The sequence below is a fragment of the Streptomyces sp. ICN903 genome, assembly GCF_022015835.1.
Taxonomy (GTDB): domain Bacteria; phylum Actinomycetota; class Actinomycetes; order Streptomycetales; family Streptomycetaceae; genus Streptomyces; species Streptomyces fenghuangensis.
In genome coordinates, this window is sequence record NZ_JAKMAY010000334.1 from 1 (window position 1) to 5,768 (window position 5,768).

5 protein-coding genes are annotated in these 5,768 nt (G+C 72.5%); all 5 read right to left on the bottom strand.

Translation table 11 applies throughout. The annotated features are described in order from the left end of the window. Window positions 1–162: 162 nt before the first annotated feature. Window positions 163–1,023 (bottom strand): serine protease, encoded by an 861-nt coding sequence (locus tag L7D48_RS24770; RefSeq protein WP_237882668.1) that lies wholly within the window; start codon window positions 1,021–1,023, stop codon window positions 163–165. 233 nt (window positions 1,024–1,256) lie between these two features. After that, a complete protein-coding gene (locus L7D48_RS24775) occupies window positions 1,257–1,733 on the bottom strand; it encodes a heat shock protein transcriptional repressor HspR (protein ID WP_101255488.1) in 477 nt (158 codons plus the stop codon). A 5-nt stretch (window positions 1,734–1,738) separates the two neighbouring features. Continuing rightward, complete coding sequence (gene dnaJ / locus L7D48_RS24780) at window positions 1,739–2,923, bottom strand: molecular chaperone DnaJ (RefSeq protein ID WP_237882670.1); 1,185 nt, start codon at window positions 2,921–2,923, stop codon at window positions 1,739–1,741. 33 nt (window positions 2,924–2,956) lie between these two features. Further along, complete coding sequence (grpE, locus tag L7D48_RS24785) at window positions 2,957–3,640, bottom strand: nucleotide exchange factor GrpE (protein WP_237882672.1); 684 nt, start codon at window positions 3,638–3,640, stop codon at window positions 2,957–2,959. Next, window positions 3,637–5,490 (bottom strand): molecular chaperone DnaK, encoded by a 1,854-nt coding sequence (gene dnaK / locus L7D48_RS24790; RefSeq protein WP_237882674.1) that lies wholly within the window; start codon window positions 5,488–5,490, stop codon window positions 3,637–3,639. Before dnaK ends, grpE begins: the two co-directional genes overlap by 4 nt. Window positions 5,491–5,768 lie beyond the last annotated feature (278 nt).

Sequence of the window (5,768 nt, forward strand, 5' to 3'; positions counted from 1 at the left end):
GAACCCCCGACCCGTCCGCACCGTGCCCGGCCGCCCGCGCCCGCGTACGGCAGGACGCCGCCCCGCCCGGTCGCACATCGGGCGGGACGGCGCCGGCTCGCGGGGCGGCCGGTCGGGCGCGGACCGGGCGGGTCCTGCGGTTCCGGGCGGGTCCGGCGCGGCTCAGCCGCGGGACCCGCCCGCCGCCTGGAGCAGCCGGCGCGCCTCGGCCGGGAAGGGGCGGCCCAGCACCCGGCCCCGGTCGTCGCCGACCGACATCACGGCCACCACCGTGCCGGACTGGCTCGCGGCGTCGTAGTCCCGCAGCCACGGCCCGCCGCTGGACCCCTGGGTCAGGTCGCAGGACTCCAGCAGCAGCCCGCCCACGTTCGGCTGCCGGGTGTCCCGCTCGGTCAGCAGGGTGGGCGTGCCCGCGCAGTGGGCGAGCGTCTCGCCGTCGTACGGCTCGGCGGCCGGGTAGCCGAGGGCCAAGGTGCGCTCGGCCGGTTCGACGGGCTCGAAGTCCAGGCGGTTGGCGCCGACCGTCTCCTGGATCGTCCGCCCGTCCTTCTCCTCCACCTTCAGGAAGGCGTAGTCGTACGGCAGGGCCTGCGGCAGCTTCCCCTTCCTCCAGGCGGACTCCAGGTGCACCGACTCCACCCGCCAGCCGGCCCGGGCGGCGTTCGCGGTGCCGTGGCGGTCGTAGGCGGGGACGAACCAGGCCTGCTCCCAGCGGGCCTCGCCGGGGTTGTGGACGCAGTGCGCGGCGGTGACGACGACGCTTCCGTTGGGGGCGTCCACGACGGCGCCGGAGCAGGCCAGCAGCTGTCCGTCCGGATAGGTCCCGATGAGCTTCCCGACGGTCCGCACCGTACCGCCGGGCCAGGGAGCCCGGGGGGTGGCGGCCCCGTCGGCCGTTGTGCGAGCGGCCGCGGCGCCGGACACCGGATCGACCGCGGGGACGCCCAGGGGAGCGGCCCCCAGCAGCGCGGCGGAGGTCGTGACGGTCACGAACGCGGCTATGACGGCACGTATCCTGTCCATGCCCTCACGCTGCGCCCCTCCCATCCCGGCATGCCATCCGCACACCGCCGGACGGGTGGCGCTGGGCGTCCGTTCGGGCGGACCCGGACGGACGCATGTGTACGCCGGACGGCCCTCACCGGGCCCGCACCGAGCCCGGCCGGACCCGCGACGGCTTCCGGCCCGGCCGGAAGGCCGGGCCGGAAGCAGGCCCCGGGGCGCCGGGGGTGCCCCGGCATACCGCGGAGTGAAGGTCAGTCGGCGGAGCGCTGAGGCCGCCAGACCACCAGCGCGCTGGACTGCCGCACGTCGTGGTAGGGCACCAGGTCGCGGCGGTAGGAGGCGTGCACCTGCGCCTCGCGCTGGCGCATGGCCACCGCCGCGCCCTCCACCGCCTGCTGGAGCTCGGTCACCTTGGCCTGCAGGGCCGCGACCTGGTTCTCCAGCTCGATGATGCGCTTGATGCCCGCGAGGTTGATGCCCTCGTCCTGCGACAGCCGCTGCACCTGGCGCAGGAGCTGGATGTCCCGCGCCGAGTAGCGGCGGCCGCGCCCGGCGGTACGGTCGGGGGAGACGAGACCGAGCCGGTCGTACTGCCGCAGCGTCTGCGGGTGGAGCCCGGAGAGCTGTGCCGCCACGGAGATGACGTAGACCGGTGACTCGTCCGTCAGCTCGTACGGGTTGGTGCGCCCCCGCCCCTGGCCCTGTCGTCCGCGGCCGTAGCCGTCCATATCGGTCAGTCTCCCTTCGCGGCCTTGAACAGCGCCGCCCGCGGGTCCTCGCCCGCGGTCGCGTCACGGTAGGACTCCAGCAGGTCCCTCGCCTTGTCGCTCAGTTCCCTCGGGACCGTCACCTCTATGGTGACCAACAGGTCGCCCCTGGTGCCATCCTTGCGCACCGCCCCTTTTCCGCGGGCGCGCATCGTCCGGCCGCTCGGCGTGCCGGCCGGAAGCCTCAGGGTGACCGGCGGGCCGCCCAGGGTGGGCACCTTGATCTCGCCGCCGAGCGCCGCCTCCGTGAAGGTGACGGGCACGGTGACGGTCAGGTTGTCGCCCTTGCGGCCGAACACCGGGTGCGGCTCGACGTGCACCACGACGTACAGATCGCCGTTCGGGCCGCCGCGCTCGCCCGGCGCGCCCTTGCCCCGCAGCCGGATGCGCTGGCCGTCGGAGACCCCGGCGGGGATGCGGACCTGCATGGTGCGCGAGCTGGTGGCCCGGCCGCTGCCCTTGCAGACCTCGCACGGGTCCTGGGCGATCAGGCCCCGGCCCTTGCAGTCCACGCACGGGTCGGTGAGCGAGAACCCGCCCCCGCCGCCGCGGCTGACCTGGCCGGTGCCGACGCAGGTCGGGCAGACCCTGGGGGTGCCGTTCTTGTCGCCGGTGCCCGCGCAGGCCTTGCACGCCGCCGAGCTGGACATCCGCAGCGGGACCGTGGCCCCGTCCACCGCCTCGGTGAAGCTGAGCGTCACCTCGGACTCGACGTCCTGGCCGCGGCGCGGCTGGGTGCGCGTGCCCGCGCCGCCGCCCCGGCCGAACAGCCCGCCGAAGACGTCCCCGAGGCCGCCGCCGAAGCCGCCCGCCCCGGGGGCGCCGCCGCCCTGGGCGCCCCCGAAGAGGTCACCCAGGTCGAAGTTGAAGCCGCCGGGGCCGCCCGCCCCCGGGCCGGCGCGGAAACCGCCGGCGCCGAAGAGCGCGCGGGCCTCGTCGTACTCCTTGCGGCGCTTGGGATCGCCCAGGACGTCATGGGCCTCGGAGACCTCCTTGAAGCGCTCCTCGGCCCGGGCGTCGCCCTTGTTGGCGTCCGGGTGGAACTCGCGGGCGAGCTTCCGGTACGCCTTCTTGATCTCCGCCTCGGTGGCGTCCTTGGGGACGCCGAGGACCTTGTAGTAGTCCTTCTCCACGAAGTCCTTGGTACTCATCCCCGGCGTCCCTCCTCCCGGTCTTCCCTCGCGTCAGCCCTGCTCGGGGCCACCGCTCTCCTCATCAGCTGCCGTCTCCGCCTGCTGGTCCTCGCCCTTGCCGGGCTGCGCCCCCGGCTGGGGCTCGGCGACACCGACCCGCGCGGGCCGGATGGTGCGCTCGCCGATGCGATACCCGGGCTGCAGGATCTGCACGCACGTCGTCTCGGTGACGTCGGGCGAGTACGAGTGCATCAGCGCCTCGTGCACCGTCGGGTCGAAGGCCTCGCCCTCCTTGCCGAACTGCTGCAGGCCCATCTTCGCCACGACCGTCTCCAGCGACTCGGCCACCGACTTGAAGCCGCCGACCAGCTCGCCGTGGTCCCGGGCGCGGCCGATGTCGTCGAGCACCGGCAGCAGCTCGGTGAGCACGTTGGCGATCGCGACCTCCTTGACCGCCACCCGGTCCCGCTCGACCCGGCGGCGGTAGTTGGAGAACTCCGCCTGGAGCCGCTGCAGGTCCTGGGTGCGCTCGTTCAGCGCGGTACGGGTCTGGTCGAGCTGGGCGGTCAGTGCCGCCACCCGCTCGGCGTCCCCGGAGGCTCCGGGAGCCGCCTCCGGGGCCGCCTCCTCGGCGGCTCCGGAGGCCTGCGCCGCGTCACCGGGCTGCTCGCCCGGCTTGCCCGGCTCGGCGGGGACGTCGGGCTCCTGCTCGAAACCCGGGGTCTCCTCCGTCACGCTGCATCACCCTTGGGCTTGTCGTCGTCGACGATCTCGGCGTCCACCACGTCGTCGTCCGCGCCGCCGGTCCTGGCACCGGCGCCGGCCTCGGCGCCGCCCGCGGCCTGCTGTCCCTGGGCGTCGGCGTACAGGGCCTGGCCCAGCTTCTGGCTGGTGGCCGCCACCTTCTCGGACGCCTCGCGGATGGCCGCGGTGTCCTCGCCCTTGAGCTTCTCCTTCAGGTCCGCCACCGACGCCTCGACCTCGGACTTCACATCCCCGGGCACCTTGTCGGCGTTGTCCGCCAGGAACTTCTCCGTGGTGTACACCAGCTGCTCGGCCTGGTTGCGGGTCTCGGCCGCCTCCCGGCGCCGGTGGTCCTCCTCCGCGTACTGCTCGGCCTCGCGCATCATCCGCTCGATGTCGTCCTTGGGCAGCGCCGAACCGCCGGTGACGGTCATCCGCTGCTCCTTGCCCGTGCCCAGGTCCTTGGCGGAGACGTGCATGATGCCGTTGGCGTCGATGTCGAAGGTGACCTCGATCTGCGGCACCCCGCGCGGCGCCGGCGGCAGCCCGGTCAGCTCGAACATCCCCAGCTTCTTGTTGTACGCGGCGATCTCCCGCTCGCCCTGGTACACCTGGATCTGCACGCTGGGCTGGTTGTCCTCGGCGGTGGTGAAGATCTCCGAGCGCTTGGTCGGGATCGTGGTGTTGCGCTCGATCAGCTTGGTCATGATGCCGCCCTTGGTCTCGATGCCCAGGGACAGCGGGGTGACGTCCAGCAGCAGGACGTCCTTGACCTCGCCCTTGAGGACACCGGCCTGCAGCGAGGCGCCGATCGCCACGACCTCGTCGGGGTTGACGCCCTTGTTCGCCTCCTTGCCGCCGGTCAGCTCCTTGACGAGCTCGGCGACGGCCGGCATACGGGTCGAACCGCCGACGAGGACGACGTGGTCGATCTCGGAGAGCTGGATGCCCGCGTCCTTGATCACGTTGTGGAACGGGATCTTGCAGCGCTCCAGCAGGTCGGCGGTGAGCTGCTGGAACTGGGCCCGGGTGAGCTTCTCGTCCAGGTGCAGCGGGCCCTCGGCCGAGGCGGTGATGTAGGGCAGGTTGATGGTGGTCTCGGTCGAGCTGGACAGCTCGATCTTCGCCTTCTCCGCCGCCTCGCGCAGGCGCTGGAGGGCCATCTTGTCCTTGGCCAGGTCCACGCCGTGGCCGGACTGGAACTGCTTGACCAGGTAGTCGACGATCCGCTGGTCCCAGTCGTCGCCGCCGAGCTGGTTGTCGCCGTTGGTGGCCTTCACCTCCACGACGCCGTCGCCGATCTCCAGCAGCGAGACGTCGAAGGTGCCGCCGCCGAGGTCGAAGACCAGGATCGTCTGGTCGTCCTTCTCCAGGCCGTAGGCCAGGGCGGCGGCGGTCGGCTCGTTGACGATGCGCAGGACGTTCAGGCCCGCGATCTCGCCGGCCTCCTTGGTGGCCTGGCGCTCGTGGTCGTTGAAGTAGGCGGGGACGGTGATCACCGCGTCGGTGACCTTCTCGCCCAGGTACGCCTCGGCGTCCCGCTTCAGCTTCTGCAGCACGAAGGCGCTGATCTGCTGGGGGTTGAAGTCCTTGCCGTCCAGGTTGATCTTCCAGTCGGTGCCCATGTGGCGCTTGACCGACCGGATCGTCCTGTCGACGTTGGTGACGGCCTGGCGCTTGGCGACCTCACCGACGAGGACCTCGCCGTTCTTGGCGAAGGCGACGACGGACGGCGTGGTCCTGGCGCCCTCGGCGTTGGTGATGACGGTGGGCTCACCGCCCTCGAGAACACTGACGACGGAGTTCGTCGTACCCAGGTCGATGCCGACCGCTCGTGCCATTTCGGGTTCCTCCAGCTCATGCCTTGAGTAGATCTGGCTCAAGAGTGCAGCAGGAGGGCGGGCAGCGTCAAGAGACCTGAGCCGCGCCGACTCAACTCTCCTCCGGCAACCGAACTCATGCCCGGGTGCCTACGCTCCAACTGCCCGTGGAACGCCGGGCGTCGGTGGGAAGTGCCCCTCGTGGGTCAGGACGCGCGCCGGGCCGTCACGGCTCCCGGACGGGGCAGCCTTCCCCACGCCGTCCGATCCATCCGGCCCTCAACCGCCCTTTTCCGCCC